The sequence below is a fragment of the Pseudooceanicola antarcticus genome, from assembly GCF_900215355.1.
In the GTDB taxonomy this organism is placed as follows: Bacteria; Pseudomonadota; Alphaproteobacteria; order Rhodobacterales; family Rhodobacteraceae; genus Pseudooceanicola; species Pseudooceanicola antarcticus.
In genome coordinates this window covers 410434-434592 of the sequence record NZ_OBEA01000002.1, presented here as the reverse complement: position 1 = coordinate 434592, position 24159 = coordinate 410434, and the positions used below count along the sequence as shown (strand labels likewise).

23 protein-coding genes are annotated in these 24159 nt (G+C 67.1%); 12 read left to right on the top strand and 11 right to left on the bottom strand.

Annotation, left to right across the window (positions count from 1 at the left end):
* The 4 genes from CRO50_RS06735 to CRO50_RS06720 all read right to left on the bottom strand — a co-directional run bounded on the left by CRO50_RS06735 (window position 1) and on the right by CRO50_RS06720 (window position 4160).
* Window positions 1-609, bottom strand: a complete 609-nt coding sequence (locus CRO50_RS06735; protein WP_097145113.1) for a tripartite tricarboxylate transporter TctB family protein — start codon at window positions 607-609, stop codon at window positions 1-3.
* The gene (locus CRO50_RS06730) at window positions 606-1556 is read right to left on the bottom strand and encodes a tripartite tricarboxylate transporter substrate binding protein (protein WP_097145112.1); all 951 of its coding nucleotides are present in this window, start codon (window positions 1554-1556) and stop codon (window positions 606-608) included. The genes CRO50_RS06735 and CRO50_RS06730 overlap by 4 nt, the downstream gene beginning before the upstream one ends.
* A gap of 99 nt (window positions 1557-1655) precedes the next feature.
* On the bottom strand, window positions 1656-2180 hold the full coding sequence (locus tag CRO50_RS06725; protein WP_097145111.1) for a hypothetical protein: 525 nt from the start codon (window positions 2178-2180) through the stop codon (window positions 1656-1658).
* 3 nt (window positions 2181-2183) lie between these two features.
* A complete protein-coding gene (locus CRO50_RS06720) occupies window positions 2184-4160 on the bottom strand; it encodes a primary-amine oxidase (RefSeq protein WP_097145110.1) in 1977 nt (658 codons plus the stop codon).
* A gap of 234 nt (window positions 4161-4394) precedes the next feature.
* Between CRO50_RS06720 and qhpR the strand changes: the two genes are divergently transcribed.
* Complete coding sequence (qhpR, locus tag CRO50_RS06715) at window positions 4395-5309, top strand: AraC-like transcriptional regulator QhpR (protein ID WP_179747215.1); 915 nt, start codon at window positions 4395-4397, stop codon at window positions 5307-5309.
* Here qhpR and CRO50_RS06710 read toward each other — a convergent pair whose 3' ends face one another.
* The gene (locus tag CRO50_RS06710; protein ID WP_232617741.1) at window positions 5310-5801 is read right to left on the bottom strand and encodes a MarR family winged helix-turn-helix transcriptional regulator; all 492 of its coding nucleotides are present in this window, start codon (window positions 5799-5801) and stop codon (window positions 5310-5312) included.
* A 337-nt stretch (window positions 5802-6138) separates the two neighbouring features.
* On the opposite strand from CRO50_RS06710, the gene dctP reads away from it, so the two are divergent.
* The 5 genes from dctP to CRO50_RS06685 all read left to right on the top strand — a co-directional run bounded on the left by dctP (window position 6139) and on the right by CRO50_RS06685 (window position 11421).
* Window positions 6139-7158, top strand: a complete 1020-nt coding sequence (gene dctP, locus CRO50_RS06705; RefSeq protein WP_097145108.1) for a TRAP transporter substrate-binding protein DctP — start codon at window positions 6139-6141, stop codon at window positions 7156-7158.
* A 121-nt stretch (window positions 7159-7279) separates the two neighbouring features.
* Complete coding sequence (locus tag CRO50_RS06700; protein WP_097145107.1) at window positions 7280-7783, top strand: TRAP transporter small permease; 504 nt, start codon at window positions 7280-7282, stop codon at window positions 7781-7783.
* A 1-nt stretch (window position 7784) separates the two neighbouring features.
* Window positions 7785-9059, top strand: coding sequence for a TRAP transporter large permease (locus CRO50_RS06695; RefSeq protein ID WP_097145106.1), 1275 nt, complete (start codon window positions 7785-7787; stop codon window positions 9057-9059).
* Window positions 9035-10240: a cytochrome P450 gene (locus tag CRO50_RS06690; RefSeq protein ID WP_097145105.1), complete on the top strand. Its 1206-nt coding sequence runs from the start codon at window positions 9035-9037 to the stop codon at window positions 10238-10240. Before CRO50_RS06695 ends, CRO50_RS06690 begins: the two co-directional genes overlap by 25 nt.
* The gene (locus CRO50_RS06685) at window positions 10237-11421 is read left to right on the top strand and encodes a cytochrome P450 (protein ID WP_097145104.1); all 1185 of its coding nucleotides are present in this window, start codon (window positions 10237-10239) and stop codon (window positions 11419-11421) included. Before CRO50_RS06690 ends, CRO50_RS06685 begins: the two co-directional genes overlap by 4 nt.
* A gap of 1 nt (window position 11422) precedes the next feature.
* Here the strand turns inward: CRO50_RS06685 and CRO50_RS06680 are convergent, their stop codons facing one another.
* Genes CRO50_RS06680 through nagA form a run of 4 tightly spaced genes read right to left on the bottom strand, consistent with a single transcriptional unit; the run spans window position 11423 to window position 15782 of the window.
* Window positions 11423-12166, bottom strand: coding sequence for an SDR family oxidoreductase (locus CRO50_RS06680; RefSeq protein WP_097145103.1), 744 nt, complete (start codon window positions 12164-12166; stop codon window positions 11423-11425).
* On the bottom strand, window positions 12163-13671 hold the full coding sequence (locus CRO50_RS06675; RefSeq protein WP_097145102.1) for a M81 family metallopeptidase: 1509 nt from the start codon (window positions 13669-13671) through the stop codon (window positions 12163-12165). The genes CRO50_RS06680 and CRO50_RS06675 overlap by 4 nt, the downstream gene beginning before the upstream one ends.
* 54 nt (window positions 13672-13725) lie before the next feature.
* Window positions 13726-14646, bottom strand: a complete 921-nt coding sequence (locus CRO50_RS06670; RefSeq protein ID WP_097145101.1) for an ROK family protein — start codon at window positions 14644-14646, stop codon at window positions 13726-13728.
* The gene (gene nagA / locus CRO50_RS06665) at window positions 14643-15782 is read right to left on the bottom strand and encodes an N-acetylglucosamine-6-phosphate deacetylase (protein ID WP_097145100.1); all 1140 of its coding nucleotides are present in this window, start codon (window positions 15780-15782) and stop codon (window positions 14643-14645) included. The genes CRO50_RS06670 and nagA overlap by 4 nt, the downstream gene beginning before the upstream one ends.
* A gap of 226 nt (window positions 15783-16008) precedes the next feature.
* Between nagA and CRO50_RS06660 the strand changes: the two genes are divergently transcribed.
* The 5 genes from CRO50_RS06660 (at window position 16009) to CRO50_RS06640 (ending at window position 21425) form a co-directional block, all read left to right on the top strand.
* Window positions 16009-17172, top strand: a complete 1164-nt coding sequence (locus CRO50_RS06660; protein WP_097145099.1) for a Gfo/Idh/MocA family protein — start codon at window positions 16009-16011, stop codon at window positions 17170-17172.
* Complete coding sequence (locus CRO50_RS06655) at window positions 17172-18056, top strand: carbohydrate ABC transporter permease (RefSeq protein WP_097145098.1); 885 nt, start codon at window positions 17172-17174, stop codon at window positions 18054-18056. Before CRO50_RS06660 ends, CRO50_RS06655 begins: the two co-directional genes overlap by 1 nt.
* The gene (locus CRO50_RS06650) at window positions 18053-18913 is read left to right on the top strand and encodes a carbohydrate ABC transporter permease (RefSeq protein WP_198431787.1); all 861 of its coding nucleotides are present in this window, start codon (window positions 18053-18055) and stop codon (window positions 18911-18913) included. Before CRO50_RS06655 ends, CRO50_RS06650 begins: the two co-directional genes overlap by 4 nt.
* Before the next feature lie 103 nt (window positions 18914-19016).
* The gene (locus CRO50_RS06645; RefSeq protein WP_097145097.1) at window positions 19017-20225 is read left to right on the top strand and encodes an extracellular solute-binding protein; all 1209 of its coding nucleotides are present in this window, start codon (window positions 19017-19019) and stop codon (window positions 20223-20225) included.
* A 72-nt stretch (window positions 20226-20297) separates the two neighbouring features.
* On the top strand, window positions 20298-21425 hold the full coding sequence (locus CRO50_RS06640; RefSeq protein ID WP_097145096.1) for an ABC transporter ATP-binding protein: 1128 nt from the start codon (window positions 20298-20300) through the stop codon (window positions 21423-21425).
* A gap of 75 nt (window positions 21426-21500) precedes the next feature.
* On the opposite strand, the gene CRO50_RS06635 is transcribed toward CRO50_RS06640, so the two are convergent.
* Together CRO50_RS06635 and CRO50_RS06630 are read right to left on the bottom strand one after the other, a co-directional pair.
* Complete coding sequence (locus CRO50_RS06635; RefSeq protein WP_097145095.1) at window positions 21501-22592, bottom strand: D-TA family PLP-dependent enzyme; 1092 nt, start codon at window positions 22590-22592, stop codon at window positions 21501-21503.
* Window positions 22592-23101 carry a hypothetical protein gene (locus CRO50_RS06630; RefSeq protein WP_097145094.1) on the bottom strand — a complete coding sequence of 170 codons (510 nt, stop codon included), beginning with the start codon at window positions 23099-23101 and terminating at the stop codon, window positions 22592-22594. Before CRO50_RS06630 ends, CRO50_RS06635 begins: the two co-directional genes overlap by 1 nt.
* 149 nt (window positions 23102-23250) lie before the next feature.
* Here CRO50_RS06630 and CRO50_RS06625 point away from each other — a divergent pair, with 149 nt between their 5' ends.
* Window positions 23251-24114 carry a MurR/RpiR family transcriptional regulator gene (locus tag CRO50_RS06625; RefSeq protein WP_097145093.1) on the top strand — a complete coding sequence of 288 codons (864 nt, stop codon included), beginning with the start codon at window positions 23251-23253 and terminating at the stop codon, window positions 24112-24114.
* Window positions 24115-24159 lie beyond the last annotated feature (45 nt).

Genomic DNA, 24159 nt, shown 5'->3' with positions numbered 1-24159 from the left:
TCAGAAGTTGATCATGACGAAGGTACGGATTTGGTCGGGCAGGTGGTCATAGACGGCGCCTGCGGGGATCTTCACCTGCAGGAAGCTCTTGAAGACCACCACAACGGCCAGGGCGAAGAGCGCCGCGATGCCCATCCAGCGCCAGGAGCGATAGCCCATGCGGAAGGCGAGCGCGCAGCAGAAGGCCACGGTCGAGGGCAGGTAGCCCGCCTGCGGCACCAGCCAGACATAGGCCAGGAACCAGGCGGCGAACTCGAGGCTGCGCAGCCAAGCCCAGAGCTCGGCCTGCCAGCCGGGGCGGCGGGTCGAGACCAGCGCGCCCAGCAGGTGACCAGCGGCGAAGAGCACCATCGACAGGATGGCGACGCCGGGCCAGAAGGCCGGCTGCTGGTAGAGCTTGGTGCGCGCGGCCCAGGTGGTTTCCACCGGCAGCAGGGCGAGCAGAAGAAGGGCCAGCACCATGAAGGCGCTGGCAAAGATCAGGTCTCCGGGTCGCGCATAGCGCTGGAACAGCGCCTGGAAATTGCGGATGCGGATGACGTTCTGAAAGCGTGACCCCGCGCGCGGAGGCTTTGCGCGCGGGGTCTTGTTGGCGGGCTCGGGGCTCATTCAAGCAGGCCCGAGATGGTGGCGAGGGTCTCCATGTCGGCCTCGATCTGGGCTTCGGCCTCGGCGGCGTCCTGCCAGTAGATCAGCGCGCCGGTGTCGGCGGCCAGCTGCTTGGCGGCCTCCGAGGCCATGACCTTCTCGGCCACGGCGGCGATCTTGTCGCGGGCGTCCTGCGGCACGTCCGCCTTGACGAAGAGACCGTTCCACAGCGCCATGTTCAGCGCCGGTTCGACCTCGGCCACGGTGGGGGTGTCTGGGGTCAGCGGGATGCGCTCGGCGCCGATGGAGGCCAGGACCTTCACGTCATCGAGGCAGGGCATGATCAGCTGCAGCGTGGTGTTCATCACGTCGACGTCGCCCGAGGCCAGGCTGTTGCAATCCAGCGCATCGAAGGCCGCTTCATAGGCGAAGTCGAAGCCCTTTGCCTTGGCCAGCGCGAAGGTGATCTGGGTGGGCGTCAGCATGGCACCGAAGTGGCCGAGCGCCACCTCGTTGTCCTGCGCATAGGCCGCCAGCTCGTCGATGGAGCTGTAGGGGGCATCGCCCGAGGTGGCGATGACGAAGGGATAGGTGACGAAGACGCCGATGGGTTCAAAGGGGTTGGGGCTGAGCGCCGGGATACCGATCTGCGGGCCTGTCAGCACCACGTCCGAGACGAAGGAGCCGACGGTGTAGCCGTCAGCATCGGCATTGGCGACCTCGACCGCGCCGGGGAAGGGGCCACCGCCGCCACCGGGCTTGTTCACCACGCCGGCGGGGACGCCGTATTCCTTGGTGAACTCGTCTGCGATCATCCGGGTCAGGATGTCTTCCAGGTCTCCCGGCGGGAAGGGGATGACAAACTCGACGGGCTTTTCGGGGTAGTCAGCCTGGGCGGTGAGCGGGGTGGCAAGGGCCACGGCCGCCAGGGCCAGGGTCGGGGCGAGTGTCTTGGGGAGGGTCTTCATGAGGGCGTCTCCTGTTGGATCTGTTGGGTCTGTCTTTCTTGGCCGTAGTGTCCCTGAACCTTCCCCGCCACGGCGCGGGGAACGGGGTCTTGGGCGCGGCTAGGTCAGCCGCACCGCCATGCCGAAGGTCGCGAGCGTCATCGGCAGGATCTCGTAGAGCGCATGGGCCCGGCCCCGCCCCGCCAGCCGCAGGCCAAGGCCGAGCGAGAGGGCGAGATAGGCCAGAAGCGCCAGCGCGGTCCCTTGCAGGAAGGTCAGCGCCGAGCTGGCCATGGGGACCAGCGTCACGCCGTCGAGCGTCAGCAGAGGCAGCGCGCCCGCCCCGCAGATCACCGCGCCATTGAGCGTGAAGAGCGCCAGCAGCACCGCCGCCATCAGCAGGTTCGAGGCCGCGCGGTGGTAGCAGAGCGCCCCACCCTCTCGCGGCCAGGCCAGCGGGCGCAGGGCGATCAATGCCAGCACCCCGGACCCGCCGATGAGCAGGGGCAGCGCCCCCGTCATCGCCAGCCCCATGGCGGCCAGCGCCGCGAGGGCCTCGGCCCGTTCCAGCCCCCGGCAGTCGCGGGCGCAGGCCAGCGTGCCGAGGGCCGCCAGGGCCAGGAGGCAGAGGTGATAGGCGCTCATGCCCTAGTCTCCGCAGCCGCAGGCATCCGCCGCGCGGGTCTTGTTGGAGTGGCAGCACTCCTTGCCGTTCGGGTCCTCGGGCACATCCAGCGTCGGGTTGCGGTCGAAGAAGTTCTCGGGGCGCAGGGTGAAGCCCGCGTAGTCGACGGGCATGACCGGCCAGTCCTCGGTGCGCGGGAAATGGGTCAGACCGAAGCTGTGCCAGACGACGATATCCTCGCCATCGACGTTGCGGTTGCCTGCCGCATAGGCGGGCAGACCGGCGCCGCCCGGATGCTGGTTCGGCGTGTAGCCCGCGGCCCAAAGCTCATCCCGGTCGAACTGGGTGACCCAGAGCGACTTGGTGGCAAACCCTGCGCGCTTGGTGATCGAGGCCTCGTCATCGGCCAGGAGCAGCGGCAGGCCTTCGGGGATCAGCGCATAGGCGGGGGCCTCGCCAACCCAGTTCTTCGTCTCGGCGGAGGAGATACGCCAGGTCCGCATGACCTCGTTCCTGGCGCAGCGCTGCGCCTCGGCCTCGGAGCCCAGCCGGGTGATCTGGCGGGTGAAGGCATTGCCCACCGGGTTGCCCTCGCCTATCTTCAGGCGCTTGACGTCGATCTCGTCGACAAAGTTCTTCTGGCCGTCCACCGCCACGTCGAGGCGGGCCGAGAACATGTGCTGGTGCTGCGGCGCGCCGAGGCGGGGGGCCATCTCGGTGGCCCATTCGTAATCGCCTTCGGGACGGCCCGAGGTGAAGACCACGCCGGTGGCCTTGCACTCCAGCTCGATCTTCCCGTCGAGGTAGAAGTACCAGTAGAAGCCGTAATCGTAATTGCCAACGGTGACGAAGAAACTGACCACCAGACGGCGCTGGCGGCGCACGTCCGAACGGCCCGAGAAGACGCAGGTGTGCTTCCAGAGGGTGCCGAAGTCTTCCTCGTGGATGCAGATCGCGTTCTTCAGTTCGACCGGGTTGCAATGGTCATCGACCACGGTGGCGTCGACGTAGTGAATCTCTCCCAGGCAGTCGCAGCCAAGGACCAGCGAGTTTGCCAGCCGCCCGAACTGGTATTCGCCTGCATCGAAGTAGTTCTGCCATTCATGGGTCGGCTGCGGCTCGCCGTAGGGCACCACCATTTCGCTGACGGATGCCCGGTTCAGGATCGGGCGCTTGCGGCCCCGGTCGTTGAAGCTGATGTCATGCAGGGTCAGCCCCTCACGGCCGTTGAAACCGACGCGGACCTCCCAGTTCTGCCAGCGCAGGATGTTGTCCTGCATGGTGAAGGAGCCGCCCTGGGGCTGGGTGATGTTCAGCGGCTTCATGTCCGTCCGCAGGGGGCCGCCAAGGTCGCGGTCCATGTAGTCGCCGCTGGTCTCGGGGATCTCCATGTAGCCGGTATCGACGAAGCGCAGCACCTCGCGGCTGAGCAGGTCGACATGGCAGACGACGCCCTCGATGGGATGCGCCCAGAGCTCGTGGATGGCGTCAGGGTTGGGGGCGTAGAAGCTGAGCACGCGCAGCATGCGGCGGCCCTCTTCGCCCTCCCAGCCGAACATCCCCGCCGAGAGGGGACAGCAGAAGACCTGGTCGAGGTTGGTGATACCGCGCTTGGCCAGCGCCTCGACAAAGCGCGGATCGGCCTTGCTGATCTCTTCGGCCGCCACGTAGTCTTCGTCCAGCACAGGGCCCCAGCCGTCCTTGGCCGGGTCCAGAGCCTTGTCGACGACGATGGCCCCGGCGGGGATATCGACGACCATCTCGCGCAGGGTCTGTTCGACGATATCCATGACCAGCACGCCGATCTCGCGCGGGATTTCCGCACCGGGGGTCCAGGCCGCCAGGGTGGCATGGTCCGGCTCGCGCAGCATCACGTAGGAATAGCGGGTGTTTTCGCCCGCGATCCCGGCCTCGGCCAGGATCTCTTTCAGCCGCACGACCTCTGCCGCGCTGATCGGGTCCAGCGGGTGTTTCACCGCCGCTTGAAGGCTCTCGCTCATGGTCACTTCCCTGTTCGCGTCGTCTGTTGGCCAAAAGCGTAAGGAGAGGCTGCGGCACACCTATTGCGGTAAACGCCAAACATCCGATAATTTGCGCCAAACTGCCGGAGACCTGCAGAAATGAGCGATTCAGGGCCCCGAAGCCGCCCGCTGCCCGAAATGCCGTCCCTGCGCGCGTCTGCTCTCGCGCCGGTTCTGGCGCGTTTTGGTGACAAACCGGGCAGGATTGAAACGGTGCTGCGGCGGCATGGCCTGTCGACCGCGCGGGTGCGCGATCCCTACGAGGTGATTCCCCTTCAGGCCTACCTCGAGATCTTCGAGGATGCGGCAGAGCTGGCGGGCGATCCGGTGCTGGGGGCGCGACTGGGCCAGAAGATCCAGCCGGCGGACCTTGGCCCCACGGGTCTGCTGATGTTGCAGTCGGGCACGCTGAGGCGCGGATTGCAGCGGTTCGCCGGCGCGCTCTCGGCGCTGCAAAGCGCCACCGACATGCAGTTCTCCGAGGCGCAGGGGCTGCAGTCGATCAGCTACCACATCAACTCTCCCCGCGTGCGGCCCATGGCACAGGACAGCGAGTTCTCGCTTTCGACCCTGGTGCGGATGATCCGCATGGGCTTCGATCCGCGCTGGCAGCCGCTGGAGGTGCATTTCGAGCACGCGCCCTCGCGCCGCACCGATCTGCTGAGCCGGATCTTCCGGGCGCCGGTGCTCTTCGGGCAAAGCTCCAACCGGCTGGTCTTCGGCGCCGAGGGGCTGGACCGGGTGCACCGGGTCGAGGATGCGGCGCTGATCCTGGTGATCGAACGCCACGTGCGGGACCTGGTGCTGGAGCAGGATGAAGACAGCGCCGTCAGCGACCGGGTGCGCTCGGTCGTGGTGCGTCACCTTGGTCAGCGCCCGGTGGATCTAGAGAGCATCGCCGCAGAGCTGGGCATGGCCGCACGGTCGCTGCAACGGGCGCTGGCCGGCGAAGGCACCTCTCTGCGGGCCATCCTGCAGGACCACCGCCAGCAGATCGCCGAGACCTACCTGGTCGATCCGCGCCTCAGCCTGAAGCAGGTGGCGCAGGCGCTTGGCTATTCCGACGGCACGGTCTTCTGGCGCGCCTATCGCGGCTGGACCGGCCGCGCGCCCACGCGCGGGCGCTAGTCAGCCCTGGGGCTGGGCCGAGAGCTTTTCGACCAATGCCCCCAGAACCCGCACGAAGGTTTCGCGGTCCTCGGCCGGGATATCCTCGAAAAGGCGTTCGTGCAGCGCGGCAGAGAGCGGCCGGAAGATCGCCATCTTCTCGTGCCCCGCCTCGGTCAGGGTCAGCGCATTGGCGCGCCGGTCCGAGGCCGCCCGGCGGCGCGCCACCAGCCCCTGCTCCTCCAGCATCTTGACCGAACGTGCCACGGCGGACTTCTTCAGCGCCAGGCTGGCCGCCAGGTCGTTCTGCGAGATGCCGGGGTTTATCCAGATCAGCGCCAGCACCCCGATGGCACCGCTTTCCACCGCAAGCGCCGCGCGCATGCGCTGGCCTTCGGGGCGCAGCAGCGCGTTGAGGTTGCGCACCATGAAGATGACCTCGCGCGCCAGCGGGCCAAGCTCGACCGCCGCCGCACCGCCTTCGCGGGCCTCTTCTTCGATCCTGTCGGCCACCGGGTGCCCTCCCTTTGTCCAAGGGATAGCCGATCCAGGCGCCTCGCGCCAAGGTGTTACACGACGTCGAGTTCAGGAAATGAACCAAATGTCAGCCTTGGTGACCCATGCTGCGACTGCACATATGCTGCTTGTGCAGCATATGTTTACCTGCGCCAGCCAGTTGACAGAATCAAAAACAGTTCACAAACTGAACCATATGGAGGCGATTTCCGAACTGCCCTCGATTGCCTTTGAGCGGGCAGGCAGATCGGAGCCCTGCATGCCGTGCCACGGGGCACGGCCAATGGCGCATGAGAGGAGACATGCGCCGCCAGATGTTCTTTGGGAGGAGACCATGAAGACATTCATCAAGAGGACCTGCACCTATGTCGCGCTTCTGGGCGCCGGCCTGGCTGCGGGCGCGGCCAGCGCCGCAGAGCTGCGGCTGTCCGTCGAGACACCGCCGGGCCACCTGCGCAACCGCACGGCCGAACACTGGGCCGAGCTGATCGAACAGAAGACCGAAGGGTCCGTCACCGTGTCGATCTTCCCCGCCGCCCAGCTCTACAAGTCCGCCGATGCGGTGCGGGCCCTGGCTTCGGGCGCGCTGGACATGTCGATCCAGGCCAACCCGACACTCAGCCAGTTCGAGCCCAACCTCTCGGTGCTGTCGCTGCCCGCCTTCTACGGCGCCAGCGGTGACGATGTGCTCGAGCTGCTCGCGGGCCCCGTCGGGGACGAGCTCTGGGACATGGTGGGTCGCCTGAACATCCACGTGCCCGAGGCCGGTCCCTTCCTCTATGCGCCGAACAACACCGCCTACACGGCCGGCAAGCAGATCAGCTCCTACGAGGATCTCTCGGGGGTCAAGCTGGCGACGCCGCCCAGCCCCATCGTGGTCAACCTGCTGAAGGCACTCGGCGCCGCACCGCAGGCGACGCCGCGGTCCGAGATCGTGCTGCAGCTGAGCCAGGGCCAGATCGACGGCCTGGGCGCGGTGACCGACCTGACCATCATGGGCGGCAAGCTCTGGGAAGCGGGTATCGACCATGTCTTCGTCGATAACGCCGGCTGGGGGATCTACATCCCGCTAATCAGCCAGCGCAGCCTCGACAAGCTCTCGAAGGCCGAGCAGGCCGCCATCGAAGAGGCCTGGGCCGAGACCGTCGGCTGGGCGGGCGAGCAATCTGCGGCGGATCGTGCCGAGGCGCGTTCGGTCAACGAAAGCCACGGCATCACCTATACCGAGGCGACGCCCGAGCAGATCGAGTCGATGAAGGCCACCCTGCTGGCTGCCCAGGCGGATATCGTCAAGTCGGGCGGCATGGATGCCGATTTCGTCGAACGCGCGGATGCCGCTCTGAACGGCATGTAAGCCGTCCGGGCGGGGGCCTTTGCGCCCCCGCCCCCCTTCCCGGCTGCCCCAAGCCCCCCGAACTCCGAGACCCCTAGCTGTCATGATCACCAGAATTCTCAGCATCTGGACCAGGATCGAAATGATCCTGATCGGATGCCTCATCTTCGCGGCCCTCATCTGCTTCCTCGGCGGTGCCGTCGTCCGCGCCCTCGCGCCCCTGCATGCGGTCGACTGGGCCGAGGAGGTCTCTATCTACTGCATCATCTGGGCCAGCGTGCTCTCGGGCTCTGTCCTGGTGGCCGAGCGCCGCCATATCGCAACCGAGGTGGTGGTGGCCTCCCTGCCGCCGCGCCTGCAGCTGGTGCTGGGCTGGGGCGTCACCCTGCTGACCATCGGCTTCTGCGCCTTCATGGCGCTCTACGGCTACCAGGCCGTCGATTTCGCCCTGTTGCTGGACGAACGCTCTGCCTCGACCCTGCGGGTGCCGCAGGCCTGGGCGGTCTTCCTCGCCCTGCCCGTGGGCATGGTCCTGATCCTGGGCCGCATCGGGTTGATCCTGCTGGAGGGCCACCGCCCCTTCGGCGCCGACCTGGCGCCCATCGACGCGGCACCTGCCCGCATGACCACCGGCGAGGAACACTGACATGGAAGCTCTGATCGGACTTGGCGCCATGCTGGTGCTGATGGCTCTTGGCGCGCCCATCTTCGTGGCGCTCGGCACCGTGGCCCTGGTGATGCTGGGGATCGAGGGCAAGCCCCTGATGGATGCGGCGGCGCATTCGGTCTCGGGGATCAACTCGACCACCTTCCTGGCCGTGCCCTTCTTCGTCATGGCCGCGACCTTCATGCAGAAGGGCGGCATCGCGCGCATCATCATCGAGGCGGCGGAAACCTGGGTCGGCCATATCCGCGGCGGCCTGGGGCTGGTCTGCGTCATCGCCACGACGCTCTTCGCGGCGATCTCGGGCAGCTCGGTCGTCACCGCCATGGCCATGGGCACCGTGCTGATCCCGGCCATGATGGCGCGCGGCTACGACCGCCCCTTCGCCCTGGGCCTCGTCGGCGCCTCTGGCACGCTTGGCATCCTGATCCCGCCCTCGCTGTCGATGATCCTCTACGGGCTCATCGCCGAGGTCTCGGTGCCGCAGCTCTTCCTGGCGGGCGTCATCCCCGGCCTCATCCAGGCCGCGATCCTCGCCACCTGGGTCATCTTCTACTCGCGCCGCAAGGGCTATGCCTCGGGCAGCCGCGCGACGCGGTCCGAGTTCGTGTCGAAGAACCTGCGCGCCCTGCCCGCCGTGGCCATCCCGCTGTCGGTCTTCGCGGGGATCTACTCGGGCTACACCACCGTCACCGAAAGCGCGGGCGTCGCCGCCGTGGCCTCTGTCCTCGTGGCGCTGCTGGTCTACCGCGAGGTGAAACCCTCGGAAGTCTTCCGCATGGCGACCGAGGCGATGAAAGCGGCCTCTGCCGTGACCTTCATCGTCATGTTCGCCATGCTCTTCGCCCATTGGATCACCGGATCGGGCGTGCCGACGGCACTGGTCAACCTGGCCATCGAATGGGACCTGAAGCCCTGGCAGTTCCTGCTGGCGCTCAACGTCATCATGATCGTGCTGGGCATGTTCCTGGATGCGGTGGCGGTGATGCTGATCGTCACCCCCATCGTGCTGCCCCTGCTGGCCCAGCTGGGCATCAACCCGATGCACTTCGGCATCGTGCTGATCGTCAACATGGAGATCGCCTTCCTCACCCCGCCCATCGGGCTGAACATCTTCGTGCTCAGCTCCATCGCCCGTGCCCCGATGTCCGAGGCGATCCGCGGCATGCTGCCCTTCGTGGCACTGATGGCGCTCTTCCTCCTCCTTGTCACCTATATCCCGGAGATCTCGCTATGGCTGCCCAGGACAATGATGTGAAACGCCGCGCGGACTGGAGCCCGGTTGACCCCGAGGCCCTGTCGAACCCGGCCGAGGTCCACGAGCGCCTGCGCGCCGAGGCCCCCGTGGCCTGGTCCGAGGAGTGGGGCGGTTTCGTCACGCTGATGCGGCATGCGGATGTCTGCGCCGCCTCGCGCGACCCCGAGACCTTCACGGCGACGAAGATGACCGTCATCCCCTCGTCCCCGCGCAAGGGCCTGCCGCGCCTGCCGCTGCAGAAGGACCCGCCGGACTCGGATCGCTACCGCAAGGGGCTGAACCTGTTCTTCAAGGAGAACCGGATGCGGCGGATGGAGCCCGAGCTGGAAGCGCTTGCCACCCGTCTCTTCGACCGCATGCTCGAGACCCCTGAGGATGCCGATTTCGGCAATGGCTTCGCCGGGCCCTTCACCCAGGGTGCGCTGTGCATCCTCGTCGGCATGGACCTGGCCGAGGCCGACGAGGTGGGCCGGCTCAGCCACGATTACGTGGCCGCGGTGCAGGTCGAGGACCTGACCGAGGCGGGCCGCCTGTCGCGCCTTGTCGACCAGTTCGCCATCGATCTGGTGGCCGACCGTATCGCCGCCCCGCGCGATCCCGAGGTCGACATGGTCTCGGGGCTGATGGCGCATGAGCCCGAGGGCGGCGCCTTCACCCCCGAGGAACTCGCCGGGATGGTGCGGTTGAACCTGATCGGCGGGCACGTGGTGCCGCGCAACTTCCTCTGCTCGCTGGCCTGGCACATGGCGACCCATCCGCAGCACGCGCAGATGCTGCGCGAGGATCCCTCCAGCGAACGCGCCTTCCTGGAAGAGCTCCTGCGCTTCTACTCGCCCAACCAGGCGCTGGTGCGCGTGGCCACCAGGGACACCGAGCTTTCCGGCACCGAGATCCCCGAGGGCTGCCCCGTGGCGCTCAACTTCCTGTCGGCCAACCGCGACGAAGCGGTCTTCGAGGCGCCGATGGAGTTCCGCCCCGACCGTGCCCCCAACCGCCATATCGCCTTCGGCATCGGCCCGCATATGTGCATCGGGCAAAGCCTGGCGCGCAGGCAGGCGCGGCTGACCCTGGCGCAGCTGCTGCGCGCGCCCGGCCTTGGCCTGGCGGCCGAGCCCACGTGGTCCCGCTGGACGGAATACGGCGTGGCCTCGCTGCGGCTCGATCTGCGGGGCGAGGCATGAGCCATACGCCCGATTTCACCCTGCCGGACGTCGAGGATTTCGACAGCCCGCACGCGCTTTTCGCCGAGCTGCGCAGCCATTGCTCCGTGGCCTGGACCGAGGACCTGGGCGGTTTCTGGGCCGTGACCCGTCACGCCGATGCCTGCGAGGTGCTGGAGGACTGGCGACGGTTCACCACCCGCGTGCAGAACGTGGTGCCGCCCGTGGCCACCACGCAGCGCCGCCCGCCGCTGCATCTCGATCCGCCGGACAATATCCCCTACCGCAGCGCCCTGCTGCGCTTCCTGACACCGGCCCGGCTGGCGGCATGGGAGCCCCGTGTGAAGGCCATGGTCGACGAACATCTGACCCCGCTCCTGGCGCGGGGAGAGGGCGACATCTGCGCCGACTTCTCCTTCACCCTGCCGATTGCCCTGCTGGCGGAGTTCTTCAACCTCTCGCCCAAGGCCGCCGAAGAGATCCGCACCGTGGGGGCAGAGTTCAACATGGCCCTGCAACGGCAGGACTTCGAGACGCTGCGCGAGCGCAGCGATGCGCTCTACAACCTGGCCGCGGCGCTGATCGCCGACCGCCAGGCCAATCCGCGTCCGCCCGAGGACGACCCGGTGGCCAGCCTGCTGGCGGTGCGGGTGAAGGGAGAGCCACTGGCGGATGAGCTGGTGCTGGGAGCGCTCCGGCAGTTCCTGCTGGTGGGGATCATCGCGCCGACGACCTTCATCGGCTCGATGGCCATGCACCTTTCCCGCCACCCCGAGCACCACGCCGAGCTGCGCGACGATCCCGCGCTGGTGCCCGTGGCGTTGGAAGAGCTTCTGCGCCTCTACACCCCCTATCGCGGCTTTGCCCGCACGGCGACGAAGGACACGACCATCGGTGGCTGCCCCGTGCACTCGGGCGATCCGGTGGCCGTGGTCTTCACCGCCGCCAACCGCGACCCCGAGGTCTTCCCCGATCCGGCGAGCTATCGCCTCGACCGCACGGCACGTGACCTGCTGACCTTCGGACGCGGTGCGCATATGTGCCCCGGAGCCCCGCTCGCCCGGCTGCTGCTGCGCGAAGTGCTGGCGCAGCTCACGGCAAGGACCGGGCGCCTCGAGGCGCTGGCCGCGCCCGAGATGACCCGCTGGCCCGAGTATGGCCCGCTCAGCCTGCCGCTGAGGCTGCACCCGCTGGAAAGCTGACCTAGGCGGTGATGATGTCGATGAAGGGCAGGTTGCCCGCCGTCAGGCCCGCGTCCACCGGCAACACAGTGCCGGTGACTCCGCTGGCCAGCGGCGAGGCAAGGAAGAGCGCGGCGCTGGCCACCTCTTCCGGCCTGACCAGCCGTCCCAGCGGGTAAAGCGCCGTGACCTTGGCGAAGATGTCTGGCTGACGCGCCTTGCGGTCGTCCCAGGCGGGCGTGTGCACAGAGCCCGGCGCCACCACGTTGGCGCGGATGCCGTGCTTGCCCTCTTCGGTGGCGATGGCCCTGGACCAGGCGATGAGCCCCGCCTTGGCCGCCGAATAGGCCGGGTTGCCGAAGTGCGCCAGCCCGTTGACCGACGCCACGAAGACCATGGCGCCACCGGCGTCCCGCATCGCCGGCAGCAGGGCACGGCTGAACTGTGCCGCGCCGGTGAAATTCAGCGAGAGATCGAAGTCAATGGCAGCGCGGTCGGTGGCCTCCATCGTCTCAACCCGCGTGCCACCGGCGTTGGAGATCAGCACGTCGACGGGCCGGGCCGCAATGCGCCGGGCAGCGGCGGCGACCTCTTCGGCGTCGGTGATGTCGAAAAGCTCGACCTCGGCAGCCCCCGAGATCTCGGTGCCTGCGCGGTCGCAGGCGACGATATGGGCGCCGGCCTCTGCCAGGGCCCGCATCAGCGCCGTGCCGATGCCGCCCCCCGCGCCGGTGACCACGACGCGCTTGCCTGCCAGGTTGATCATCGGACTTCCTCTTCTGCCGTGTCACGGATGCCGAGGCCCAGCGGGTCCTCGACCTTGGGCCAGAAATCCGACCCCGCCTTCTGGTAGAGCGTCGCCGCGGGGTTGGTCGGATAGCTCGAGGGGCTGTCGACGTAGATGATCCGCGACGAGACCGGGTCGAACCCGGCGTGGAAATGGTTGGTCGACTTGACCAGCAGGATCTCCTTGCCGGCGAAATCGATCCCGTGGTTCGAGAACATCGAGGGCTCGTAGGTCTGCGAGCGCGACGAGATCAGCACCACGTCGATCTCGGTGCCCGCGATGCGCACCACGGCGGTGCGCCCCAGGGTCACGCGGCTGGCGCGGAAGCTCTGCCAGCCCTCGGCGGCGACGTGGCGCACGATGACCTCGGCGTCGATGGGCGGACCGGCCTCGGCGCCGGCCTTGCCGCCGAAGCGCAAGCGCAGCGTCGCACCCTCGCCCGCCGCATGGCAGAAGCTGACCGCGATCGGGTCCCAGATGGCCCCCACGGCCACCCGGTCCACGCCGCGCTTCATCAGCGACAGCAGAACGTGGGTGCCATCTCCCGCGCAGCCGCCGCCTGGGTTGTCCCAGGTATCGGCAATGGTGACCGGCATTGATGGGTCCTTGGCGCGGGTCGCAAGCGCCTGGTCGATCCCCGCCTCGAAATCGAGGATCGGCATCGCGGTCTGGCCGCGCAGCCGGTAGAGCTCTTCGCCCAGGCGTCGCGCCAGCGCCGCGCCCTCGTCGGGCGCGTCATCGCTGAGCACAAGGATCTGCGTCCCCATCTCGGGCACGTCCCCCGCCATGAAGCCATGCACGACAGAGGCCGACAGGATACGGCCCTGCCCCTCAAGCGCCTTCATCCGGTCGACGAAGCCGCGCATGGGCTGCTGGCTGGTCGGGTAGATGCCGATCATCTTGCAGTCGAAGGTCGAGATCACGGGGCGGATCTCGCCGCGCAGGGCGCGCAGGGCCAGGTCCACGACATGCTCTCCGCGTTCCTGGAAATCGGTATGGGGGAACTCGAGGAACATCGCCGCGATATCCAGCTGCGCCACGCGGCGGCGGGTCAGATGGCTGTGCGGGTCGAACTCGGCGGCCACCAGCACATCCGGGCCGACGATCTGGCGCACGCGCTCCAGCAGGTCGCCCTCGCAATCGTCGTAGCCCTGCGCCACCATGGCGCCGTGCAGGCCAAGCACCACGCCATCGACGGGCAGCGCGGCACGCAGCTGGTCAAGGATCTCGTCGCGCAGCTCTTCATAGGTCTCGCGCTTGATCAGCCCCGCGGGTTCGGCCCAAGCCGAGGTGCCCTCGATCACCGTGAAGCCCTCGGTCCGCCCGCGCCGGCGCAGGATCGGCACCGGAGACGAGCAGAGCGTCGGCGTCTCGGGATGCATGCCGGGCGCGGCGTAGAAGGCGGCCTCGAAGGCGGCGCGGTCGGTGGGCAGGGGCGAGAATGTATTGGTCTCGGTCGCCAGGGAGGCGGTGAAAACTCTCACACAGCATCCTTCCGTGCATGGGGCAGGCCGGGCCTGCCAGTCGTGAGGCTGAGGTCAGGCCGCATTACGACGGCCCTCCTGCAGAGCAAGGATCGCAGCACCGATCAGACCCGGCTCGGTCCGGCAATGGGCCTGGACGACCAGCGGATCTTCCTGCTTGGCCAGGGTCAGCGGCCGCGTCGCGCGGTCCAGCGCGTCGATCAGCCGGGCATCATTGGCCAGGCCGCCGCCAACCGGCACCACCGTGGCGCCGGTCATGTTGATCACCATGGCCAGCGGTCCGGCCAGAAGCTCGAGCCAGGCGGCGACGGTCAGCGCCGCGCCCTCCTCGCCCGCGTGCCAGCGCGCCAGCACCTCGGTCGAGGGCAGCTCGCGGCCGGTCAAATGGGTATAGAGCCTTTCAACCCCGCGCGCCGAACAGGTGGGATCAAGGCAGCCCTTCAGCCCGCATCCGCATTGGAACAGCGGCAGCGGCTCGGGCAGGCAGTCGAGGCTGCGGCGCGCCACGGGGCCGTGCCCCCATTCGCCCGCATAGCCTCCGCCAGAGGCCACGAGCCGACCATCGGTCACGAGGCCACCGCCGACGCCGCTGCCGAGGATCGCGCCGAAGACCACCTCGTGGCCCCGGCCCGCGCCAAGCGAGGCTTCGGCAAGGGCAAAGCAATCGGCGTCATTGGCGATACGCACCGGCAGACCAAGCGCCTGTTGCAGCTCGGAGGCCAGGGGGCGCCCATGGAGACAGGGGATATTGGCGACGATAGCGCGGCCATCGCGCGGATCGACCACCCCGGCGATCGAGATCGCCACCGCTTCGGGGCGGCTGCCCGCCTCGGCGATGTCCGCTTGCAGCGCCGCGACGAAGGCCTCGAAGCTGTGGCCGGGCGTCTTGCGCCGCGGCAGCGGGCGGATGTCCTCGGCGCTGGTGGCCACGGCACCCTTGATGGCAGAGCCACCGATATCGAAACAGACGATCATGCGACCCACCTCTCCGTGCCCGAGACCCAAAGGGATTCAAGCTGCAATTCCGCGTCGAGCAAAAGGAAATCTGCTGCGGCGCCGGGCTGAAGGTGCCCTTTTCCGGCAAGACCCGCGGCTTCCGCCGGGTAGAGACCCGCCATCCTGAGCGCCTCGTCCAGTGGCAGGCCAAGCTGGCGGTGGCAATGGCGCAGGGCGTCCAGCATGGTGATATCGGCCCCCGCAAGGGTGCCGTCGGCCAGGGTGAGCCGTCCGCCCGCGCGATGGATGGTGCGGCCATTCAGCTGGATCTCGGTCAGATCGGATCCCGTCGCAGCCATGGCGTCCGAGACCAGGAAGATCCGACCGGGCCCCGCCTTGGCGCGCAGCGCCACCTGCATGGCAAGGTCCGAGACATGGTAGCCATCGGCGATCAGCCCGGCATGAACCGGACCCGCCTCAAGCGCCGCACCGACAAGGCCGGGGGCGCGGTGGCCCAGCTGGCTCATGGCGTTGAAGAGATGGGTGACCATGCTGGCACCAGCGGCGAAGGCGTCCTGGGCCTCTTCGGCGGTGCAATCGCTGTGGCCAAGGCTGACCTGCACTCCGCCGGCCACGAGGGCCGCGATCTGCCCTGCCGTGGCGCTTTCGGGCGCGAGGGTCACCAGCAGATGGCCGCAGACCGGCGCGGCGGCAAGAATGCGGTCGAGGTCGGCGGTCTCCATCGGGCGGATCAGCTCCGGCGCATGGGTGCCCTTGCGGCGCGGGTCGAGATGCGGGCCTTCAAGATGCAGCCCGGCCAGACCCTCCTGACCCGCGGCCAGGGCCTCTGCCATGGCGGAGATTGCCGCCTCGGTGATCTCGGGCGTGTCGGTGATCAGGGTCGCCAGCAGGCAGGTGGTGCCGCCCGCGCGATGCGCCTCGACGATCCGCGCCAGTCCCGCGGCATCGGGGGCGTCGTTGAACTGCACGCCGCCGCCGCCGTTGACCTGAAGATCGACGAAGCCCGGCACCAGAAGATCGGCCACCGGGACGCCGGGAATCACCTCGGCCACGCGCCCTTCCTCGATGCGGAGCGCGGCATTTTCATGCCAGCGCCGACCGTCGAACAGACGCCGCGCGGCGGGGGAAATCCCGGTGCTTGTCCCTGTGCTCATGCGGCCAACCGGCCCCGGCTGCGGAACGGGTTCCGCCACCCCTGCACAGGCTGCCTCTTGCTCGGGCAGTTGCTGAAAATGAATTTCATCATCGCTGCTGTCTTTGTCATTTTTATATTGACTGCCATGAATCTCCGCCGCAGTCTACGAAAATAAATTTCGTAATTCGGGCAGAGTCGGCACGCATCGGCTCCTCCAAAACCCGAGACAACAACAGGGACTTGCAATGAGAGTCGGCATCGTCGGGCTTGGGTATCGCCTTGGATACCTGGGCCAGGTTTTCAAGCAGATGGACCCCGGATTCGAGATCGCGGGCTACGTCGACCCCGCCCCCGTGGGTATGGAGAACCTGGAGAAGCACGGGATCCCTGCCGGGACCCGGTATGAGACGGTCGAAGAGCTGCTGAAGGCCGAGTCCCTGGACCTGCTGATGGTCGGCTCGCCCAACCACATGCACCTGGACCACATCCGCGCGGGCTTCGAGGCCGGCGTGAAAGTCTTTTCCGAGAAGCCGGTGGTGACCACCACCGAGGACACTCTGAAAATGGCGGCCCTGCTGGCCAAGTATGGCCGCGAGAACCTGCTGATCGGCCTGGTGCTGCGCTATGCCCCCCTCTACCGCGACCTGCGCGCGGCACAGGCGCGGGGCGAGCTGGGCGACGTGGTTTCGATCGAGGCGAGCGAGCATATCCCCCCCTACCACGGCGCCTTCTTCATGCGCGACTGGCGGCGCTATGACCGCTACGCCGGTGGCTTCATGCTTGAGAAATGCTGCCACGACATCGACCTCTACAACGGGGTCATCGGCGCGCGACCCGAGCGGGTCAGCTCCTTCGGTGGCCGGCGCACCTTCGTGCCCGCCAATGATCCCGGCAATCGCGGGATCAACGACATGGAGGTCTATCACCGCAAGCCCTCGGGCTGGAATGGGACGGACAAGGTCTTCGACAGCGACGCCGAGATCATCGACTACCAGGTGGCCATCGTTGAATACGCCAATGGCGCAGCGCTGAGCTTCCACACCAACCTCAACGTGCCCGACGATTTCCGCCGCTTCGCGGTGATCGGCAGCCAGGGCATGGCAGAGGGCGATTTCGTCCGCGGCTTCCTGAACGTGACCGACAGCCACACCAGCCAGCCGCTGATCCGCAAGACCTACCAGGCCTCGGAGCTGTCGCAGCACTATGGCGCGGACGAGGAAATGGCCAAGGGCGTCATCGCGGCTGTGAAGACGGGCGCCGAGCAGCCTGTCTCGGTGCTGGATGCGCTGGAAGCCGGACTGCTGGCGATCACCATGGACGAGGCCCGCGCCGCGCGCCGGGTGATCGACATGGCGCCGGTCTGGGACAAGTATGACGAGGCGCTGGCCTCCGGAAAGGTCGTGGCCTGATGCCCGGACATAAATCAGCCGTTCTCTTCGCCTGGATCCTGCTGATCCCGGCGCTTCTCTACGTGGCGGCCATCGTGGCCTATCCGCTGGTCGATACCTTCCACCTCTCCTTCACCGACGCCTCGCTGCGCAAGACGACGAACTGGGTGGGCTGGAAGAACTACCAGAAGATCTTCGACACCGAGTTTGCCGAGATCATCGGGCGCACCTTCGTCTGGACCTTCCTGTCGGTCTCGCTGAAGATGATCATCGGCACCGGCGGCGCCGTGCTGCTGAACGCCGCCCTGCCCGGCCGCGCCGTCTTCCGCATCCTGACCATGCCGCCCTGGATCGTGCCGATGGCCATCGGCATCTTCATGTGGGGCTGGATGTACAACGGCCAGTTCGGGATGATCTCGGGCCTGTTGCAGCGCTTCGGCCTGTCGGATGGGCCGGTGGCCTTCCTGGCCTATGGCTCGACCGCGTTCTGGGCGACGATCATCACCGACGTCTGGATCGGCGTGCCCATGGTGACGATGTACATGCTGGCCGCCATCCAGTCGGTGCCCGTCGACCTGCACGAGGCCGCCTGGACCGATGGCGCCAGCCGCTTCTACCGCCTGCGCCGGATCACCCTGCCGATGATCTTCCCGGCGGCGATCACCATGTCGATGATCTCTCTCATCTCGACGTTCAACAGCTTCGACATCATCTGGATCCTGACCCAGGGCGGCCCCTCGGGCTCGACCACCACGATGATCATCGACACCTACTCCACCGCCATCGGCTCGAAGAAGTTCGGTGAGGGCGCGGCCCGCGCCGTGGTGATCTGCCTGTTCCTGTCGGCCTTCGCGATCCTCTACTTCCAGGCCGTGACCAAACTCTCCCGGAGGATGACGACATGATGAAGAAAAACGCCATGATCGACCGCTACCGCTGGTGGGAAGTGGTCCTGATGTATATGGGCATCGCGCTCTTCCTCTTCTTCATCCTGGCCCCCTTCATCGAAGGGTTCCTGGTCTCGCTGAAGCCGCTCGGGCTGCTCTTCTCGACGCCCTATAAGTTCTTCCCCGAGAATGGCTCGTTCAAGGCCTACATCACCATGTGGGAGAGCGTGCCGGGCTTCGGGCGCTACATCTTCAACTCGTTCTACATCTCGACCATCATCACCATGGTGGTGCTGGCCCTGGTGGTCCCGGCCTCCTATGCCTTCGCCCGGATCAAGTTCAAGGGCGCCGGCTCGCTGCTTGGCGGCTTCCTGGCGGTCAACATGTTCTCGGGCGCGGTGCTGCTGATCCCGCTGTTCCGGCTGATGCGCAGCTACGGGCTGCTGAATACCTACTGGTCGATGATCGTGCCCGGCGTGGCCTTCCTGATCCCCACGGCGATCTGGCTGCTCTCGACCTACATGAAGCGCATCCCGCGCGAGTTGGACGAGGCCGCCTATGTCGACGGAGCGGGTCACTTCTACATCCTGCGCCGGGTGATCCTGCCTCTGGCCATGCCCGGCATCATCGTGGTCGCCATCACCACCTTCATCGGCGCCTACGCCCAGCAGTTCATCTTCGCGCTGACCTTCAACTCGAAGACCGAATTCATGCCGCTTCCCATCGGCCTCTTTGCCTACTTCGGCCGCCAGGAGGTCATCTGGAACGAGCTCATGGCCGCCTCTTTCGTGGGCATCGCCCCGGCCATGATCCTGATCTTCGCGCTGCAACGCTACCTGGTTGCCGGCCTGACGGCCGGGGCGGTGAAGCAGTAACTCGCCACCGCCCGGCGCGAAAAAACCCGCGCCCCGCAAGGGGCGCAGAACGGGCCAGAAGGCCCAAGGCCCGCAAAGGGCACCAACAGGAGAGAAAGTAACCATGACAAAGACCCTGCTGCGCACCGGCGCCGCGATTGCCGCCCTGACGGTAGCCGCGCCGGCCATGGCCGAAGAGATCACGATGATCGTCTGCGGCGATACCATGGACCCGATCCACGACAAGTACATCGCCGAGTGGGAGGCCCAGAACGAAGGCTGGACCGTCGCCCCCGAAGTCGTGGGCTGGGGCCAGTGCCAGGACAAGGTGACCACCCTTGCCGTCGCCGGCACCCCGGTGGGCCTGGCCTATGTCGGCTCGCGGACCCTGAAGGAATTCGCCGAGTTCGGCCTGATCGAACCGATCCCCATGACCGACGAGGAAAAGGCCTCCTACTACCCCAACGTGGTGGGCACCGTGACCTACCAGGGCCAGCAGTGGGGCGTGCCGGTCGCCTTCTCGACCAAGGCACTCTACTGGAACAAGGACCTCTTCGCGGAAGCCGGCCTGGACCCCGAAACGCCGCCCGCCACCTGGGATGACGTGATCGCCGCCGCCAAGGCCGTGACCGAGAACACCGATGCCGCCGGCTTCGGCCTGGTCGCCAAGACCTTCGACAACACGATGCACCAGTTCCTGCACTGGGTTTACACCAACAACGGCCAGGTCATCGACGACGAAGGCAACATCGTCCTGGACAGCCCCGAAGTGCTGGCCGCGCTGGAAGCCTACAAGACCCTCGTGCCCTACTCTGAAGAAGGCCCGACCGCCTACGAGCAGAACGAGGTCCGCGCGATCTTCCTCGATGGTGGCGTCTCGATGATCCACGCCTCGATCGGCGCCGTCTCGCGCCTGCAGGACACCGACATCAACTGGGGTGTCGCCAACCTGCCCCTCGGCCCCGAGGCCAAGGGCCCCGGCACGCTGCTGATCACCGACAGCCTGGCCGTCTTCTCGGGCACCGGCGTCGAAGAGCAGGCGATCAGCCTGGCCAAGTTCCTCACCGCGCCCGCCGCACAGGAGGAATATGACCTGAACGCCGGCCTGACGCCCCTGCGTCCCTCGCCCACCATCGACGCCCTGGTCGAAGAGAAGCCCTACTGGGCGCCCTACATCGAGGGCATCGAGTACGGTGGCCCCGAGCCGCTCTTCACCGACTACCGCGCCTTCCAGAACATCATGATCGAGATGGTGCAGTCGGTCGTCACCGGTGACGCAGAGCCCGCCGAGGCGCTTGCCAAGGCCGATGCCGAGCTGAAAGAACTCGAGTAAACCCCGGACCCTATCCGGGTTCTCAGGTGCGGACCTCCGGGTCCGCACCCCATGTTGAGAAAGGAACTTCCCTTGGGACAGCTGGCCCTGAGCGGTGTCAAGAAGCGCTTCGAGAAACTTGAGGTGATCCACGGGATCGACCTCGACATCAAGGACGGCGAGTTCGTCGTCTTCGTCGGCCCCTCGGGCTGCGGCAAGTCCACCCTGCTGCGGATGATCTGCGGCCTGGAGGAAATCACCGAGGGCGATTGCACCATTGACGGTACGCGGGTCAACGACCTGCCCCCGGTCAAGCGCGGCATCGCCATGGTGTTCCAGAGCTACGCGCTCTACCCCCATATGTCGGTCTTCGAGAACATCGCCTTCCCCCTCAGGGTCGAGAAGCGGCCCGAGGCCGAGATCAAGGAAAAGGTCGGCCGCGCCGCTGCCGTCCTGCAACTGGAAAACCGCCTGCACCAGAAGCCGGGCAACCTGTCGGGCGGTCAGCGCCAGCGGGTCGCCATCGGCCGCGCCATCGTGCGGGAACCCTCGATCTTCCTCTTCGACGAACCGCTGTCGAACCTCGACGCCGCCCTGCGCGCCGAGATGCGGATCGAGCTGACGGCCCTGCACCAGAAGCTGAAGGCGACGATGATCTACGTCACCCACGACCAGGTCGAGGCCATGACCATGGCCGACCGGATCGTGGTGCTGGACGGCGGGTCGATCAGCCAGGTCGGCGCGCCGCTGGAGCTTTACCACAAGCCCGCCAACCTCTTCGTCGCGGGCTTCATCGGCAATCCGAAGATGAACTTCATCCCCGGCACCTGCACCGCCGTCAGCCCCGAGGGCGCAACGGTCGAGCTGGTCACCGGCGCCAGCGTCACGGTGCCCGTCACCGCCGCAGGCATGCTGCAGGGCCAGCCCGTCACCCTGGGCATCCGCCCCGAGCACCTGACCCAGGGCGCGGGCGACGTGTCGGTCGAGATCACCCCGACCGTGGTCGAGCACCTGGGCGTCAATACGGTGACCTATGCGGATCTCGAAGGCGTCGGCAATGTCTCGGCCCTGCTTTCGGGCTCTGCCGACGTGGCACCGGGCCAGCCGGCCAGGCTTTCGTTCAGCGCCGCCGATTGCCACCTCTTCGACGCAGAGGGACAGGCGCTGGAGCGCCGGGTCGACAGCGCCATGCCCATCCCCGCGGCCGCCAGCGCGGGCTGAGACCGGACTCCCCTTCGGCAAATGAAAAGGGAGCGGCCCTGCCGCTCCCTTTCTCGTTGATATGGGCTGGCCCGCTTACCAGACCGTGCCGCGCGCCGCGACCTCCAGCACCCGTGTCACCACCTCGCCATCATGAAAGACCATGCGGTCGTACATGTTGGTGACGACGCAGGTGTGGTTGGGGATGATGCGGACCTGCTCGCCGACCTCGGGGCGACGGCCCTCGACCGCGCTCAGATCCACGACGCCGTGCTCTTCCGACAGCCCAGTGATACGCGCCGCCGGGTAGGCCTCGATCAACCCGAAGTCGTCAAACCCCAGCAGGTCCGAGGTCAGCGCCTTCGATCCGGTGTCCAGCACCGCCCGGTCCGGGGTGGGCCGCGAAACCACCGTGGCCAGCACATGCATGGCGCAGTCTTCCAGCGTCGCGTGCCCCGCGCGCACCATGGCACGGTCGTTGTAGACATAGGTGCCCGCCCGGTGCTCGGTCGCCGAGGGGATCTCTCCGGCCTTGAAGAAGTCGGGCGTTCCGCCGACCGTCACCACCGGGCAGTCGATCCCCGCTTCGGCCAGCTTGGCCAGTGTCGCCGCCATGAAGGCTTCGACCTGCGCCGCGCCGCCGGGGCCGGGATAGGTCATCAGCCCGCCGAAACGCAGCCCCGCAGCCCCCGCGATCTGCTGCGCCAGGGCAAAGGCCGCCTCGGGCGATTGCACCCCGCAGCGCGCGCCGCCGGTGTCGCATTCGACCAGCACCGTCAGGGGGGCATCGGGGGCGAAGGTCGCCCCCAGCCCCTCGACCACCAAGGCGCTGTCGGCGGTGACCGATAGCTTCGCCACCTGGCTGTTCAGCGCCTTCAGCCGCGCCAGCCGGGCGGGACCGAGGATGTTGTAGGTGATCAGGACATCGTCGAAGCCGGCCTCGGCGAAGACCTCGGCCTCGGTCACCTTCTGGCAGTTGATGCCACAGGCGCCAGCCTCGATCTGCATCCGCGCGACTTCGGGCAGCTTGTGGGTCTTGATATGGGGGCGAAAGGCGCGGCCCAGCCCGTCAAGGAACCCCTGTCCGCGCGCGATATTGGCCGCCAGCCGGCGCTCGTCGATCACCGGCAGGGGCGTCATCACCTGCGACAGGGGCGTGCCCGGCTGGGGCCAGATATCCGCCACCATCAGTGACCCTCGTAGGGCAGGTAGCCGACGAAACCGGCGATCTTCCAGCCATCCGCGGTTTCGCGGCAGATATAGAGCGTCTGCCACAGCAGCCGGTCCTCGCCACCATCCTTGCGCTGGATGCGGCCATCGAACTTCTTGCGCACCAGCGCGGCCGAGCCGTCGATCTCGATCTCTTCCAGCTTCGTGGCAGTGAAGATGGCGGTGCGGGCGTCCTCGGCGTACTCGGTGCCCTGCCCTTCCTTGGCCTGTCGCAGCCACTCGTTGCGGTAAGCCTCGAGCGAGGCGAAGGACAGCGACCAGTTCTGCGGATTTTCGTCGCGATTGCCGTTCATGCCAGTAAAGTTGGCTTCGACGAAGTCATCCGCGACGATGGACCAGTCGGCCGCCAGGTAGGCGGTGATATCGCGCGGCACCAGCATCTCCCAGATGGCGCGGCGGGCCGTGTCGGACTCGGGGAAGGGGTTCTTGAACGGATCGCGCAGCGGCGCGGCAGTCTCTGCTGTCATCGTGAAATTCTTTTCATGGATTGCGGATTTTCCTAGTCAGTCTTGGCAGTCCATGCCAGAGTGTCAACGAAAATACGAAAATGATTTTCGGAAATGGGCCAAATCACGCCCTCGCGCCACGTTCCGAACCTGCGAGAGAGTACCCCGCGATGGATATCTTCGCCACGTTGATGCAAGAGGGCCTGAAGCTCTCGCAATCCGAGCAGCGGCTCGCGGACATCGTGCTGCAGGATCTCGACTTTGCGGTCAATGCCTCGATCACCGACCTGGCCGCCCGCGCCGAGGTCTCGCCGCCCACGGTCACCCGCTTCTGCCGCCGCCTGGGCTGCCAGAGCTTCTCGGACTTCAAGGTGACGCTGGCCAAATCCTCCTACGTCGGCCTGCGCTACCTGCGCCCCGAGGCGCGTTCGACCACCGCGCCCGAGGTGGCAGAGGATATCGTCACCAAGGCACAGAACGCGCTCTTCTCGGTCCACCAGCAGCTCGACCTCGACGCGGTGGAAGAGGCGGCGAAACTGCTGCGCGGCGCGGACATGATCTATGCCTTCGGCTCGGGCGGCAATTCCTCGATGTTCGTCGGCGAGATGCAGAACCGGCTGTTCCGTCTGGGCTGCCGGATCGCGGCCTCGACCGACCACGGGATGCAGCTGATGCAGGCCTCGGCGGTCAGCCCGCGCGACGTTCTGGTCGGCAGCTCCTTCTCGGGGCGCAATGCCGAGCTGGTGCGCTGCTTCGACCTGGCCCGCGACCAGGGGGCGAAGACCGTGGCGCTGACCCAGTCGGACAGCCCCGTGGCCCATGCCGCCGATATCGTCCTGACCGTCGACCTGCCGGAGGGAGAGAACATCTTCCGTCCCACCTCGACCCGCTACGCCATGCTCGCCGTCCTGGATATCCTGGCCAACCTGGTGGCCTACCAGGACCGCACCGCGACTGCCGCCACCCTGCGCCGGATCAAGGAAAGCCTGATCCGTCACCGCGATGGCGACGACAGCCAGCTTCTGGGCGACTGAATCCCAAAGCCAAGCAGCCCGAAGCCAACAAACAAGATCCCAACA

Excerpts from the sequence above, each read along its gene's own strand:
- CRO50_RS06735 (WP_097145113.1), bottom strand. The coding sequence starts at position 609 with ATGAGCCCCGAGCCCGCCAACAAGACCCCGCGCGCAAAGCCTCCGCGC.
- CRO50_RS06730 (WP_097145112.1), bottom strand. The coding sequence starts at position 1,556 with ATGAAGACCCTCCCCAAGACACTCGCCCCGACCCTGGCCCTGGCGGCC.
- CRO50_RS06725 (WP_097145111.1), bottom strand. The coding sequence starts at position 2,180 with ATGAGCGCCTATCACCTCTGCCTCCTGGCCCTGGCGGCCCTCGGCACG.
- CRO50_RS06720 (WP_097145110.1), bottom strand. The coding sequence starts at position 4,160 with ATGAGCGAGAGCCTTCAAGCGGCGGTGAAACACCCGCTGGACCCGATC.
- dctP (WP_097145108.1), top strand. The coding sequence starts at position 6,139 with ATGAAGACATTCATCAAGAGGACCTGCACCTATGTCGCGCTTCTGGGC.
- CRO50_RS06700 (WP_097145107.1), top strand. The coding sequence starts at position 7,280 with ATGATCCTGATCGGATGCCTCATCTTCGCGGCCCTCATCTGCTTCCTC.
- CRO50_RS06695 (WP_097145106.1), top strand. The coding sequence starts at position 7,785 with ATGGAAGCTCTGATCGGACTTGGCGCCATGCTGGTGCTGATGGCTCTT.
- CRO50_RS06690 (WP_097145105.1), top strand. The coding sequence starts at position 9,035 with ATGGCTGCCCAGGACAATGATGTGAAACGCCGCGCGGACTGGAGCCCG.
- CRO50_RS06685 (WP_097145104.1), top strand. The coding sequence starts at position 10,237 with ATGAGCCATACGCCCGATTTCACCCTGCCGGACGTCGAGGATTTCGAC.
- CRO50_RS06680 (WP_097145103.1), bottom strand. The coding sequence starts at position 12,166 with ATGATCAACCTGGCAGGCAAGCGCGTCGTGGTCACCGGCGCGGGGGGC.
- CRO50_RS06670 (WP_097145101.1), bottom strand. The coding sequence starts at position 14,646 with ATGATCGTCTGTTTCGATATCGGTGGCTCTGCCATCAAGGGTGCCGTG.
- nagA (WP_097145100.1), bottom strand. The coding sequence starts at position 15,782 with ATGAGCACAGGGACAAGCACCGGGATTTCCCCCGCCGCGCGGCGTCTG.
- CRO50_RS06660 (WP_097145099.1), top strand. The coding sequence starts at position 16,009 with ATGAGAGTCGGCATCGTCGGGCTTGGGTATCGCCTTGGATACCTGGGC.
- CRO50_RS06655 (WP_097145098.1), top strand. The coding sequence starts at position 17,172 with ATGCCCGGACATAAATCAGCCGTTCTCTTCGCCTGGATCCTGCTGATC.
- CRO50_RS06650 (WP_198431787.1), top strand. The coding sequence starts at position 18,053 with ATGATGAAGAAAAACGCCATGATCGACCGCTACCGCTGGTGGGAAGTG.
- CRO50_RS06645 (WP_097145097.1), top strand. The coding sequence starts at position 19,017 with ATGACAAAGACCCTGCTGCGCACCGGCGCCGCGATTGCCGCCCTGACG.
- CRO50_RS06635 (WP_097145095.1), bottom strand. The coding sequence starts at position 22,592 with ATGGTGGCGGATATCTGGCCCCAGCCGGGCACGCCCCTGTCGCAGGTG.
- CRO50_RS06630 (WP_097145094.1), bottom strand. The coding sequence starts at position 23,101 with ATGACAGCAGAGACTGCCGCGCCGCTGCGCGATCCGTTCAAGAACCCC.
- CRO50_RS06625 (WP_097145093.1), top strand. The coding sequence starts at position 23,251 with ATGGATATCTTCGCCACGTTGATGCAAGAGGGCCTGAAGCTCTCGCAA.